At 41.5% G+C, this 660-nt stretch carries 1 protein-coding gene; it reads left to right on the top strand.

From position 1 onward, the window contains the following. Positions 1-41: 41 nt before the first annotated feature. Positions 42-575 carry a cysteine hydrolase family protein gene (locus PL85_RS18120; protein WP_115340193.1) on the top strand — a complete coding sequence of 178 codons (534 nt, stop codon included), beginning with the start codon at positions 42-44 and terminating at the stop codon, positions 573-575. Positions 576-660: the final 85 nt, after the last annotated feature.

Raw genomic sequence — 660 nt, 5'->3', positions numbered from 1 at the left:
GCCCCTTAACCGGGCGTTAGCCTTATTCAAAAGGAGATTCTATGAAATCAGCAGTTCTTGTTATTGATATGCAGAATATTTTGTTTGACCCAACACCTCAACCGTTTGAAAGAAATGAGGTTTTAACTCGCATCAATAAAGTCACAGATTGGGCGCGCCAAAAGGATATCTCAGTCATCTTTATCCAACATGAACAAACTGGGACTCCAATCGAATATGGCAGTGAAGGTTGGCAATTACAGTCATCATTACACGTTGAAAGTAGTGACCATTTTATACGCAAAACAACGCCAGATTCGTTTTTACGAACAAACTTGGAGTCGTTGCTGCAAGAACTCTGTATTGAGCATCTTTATATCTGCGGCTACGCCACAGAGTTTTGTGTAGATACAACTACGCGACGAGCTGCTGGTTTAGGTTACTCGGTGGATTTGATATCAGATGCTCACACAACTCAAAGCAAATCTCATTTGTCAGGTGAGCAAATCCGAGTACATCACAATGCAACATTGCCGAGTATTTCTAGTTTTGGTGTCAAGATTACAGCTGTATCGACACAATCTTTGACGTCATAAGGCTAACAAACGGCTCAAGAGGGATTGCCAACGCTTGGCGGCTTTAGTGCAAAATTGAAGTTCAGTGTTTACAGTGTGTTTTTTG

This window comes from Vibrio anguillarum (assembly GCF_001989995.2).
In the GTDB taxonomy this organism is placed as follows: Bacteria; Pseudomonadota; Gammaproteobacteria; order Enterobacterales; family Vibrionaceae; genus Vibrio; species Vibrio anguillarum.
Note: the sequence above shows the minus strand (reverse complement) of the source record. Positions and strands in the feature narration are given on the sequence as shown.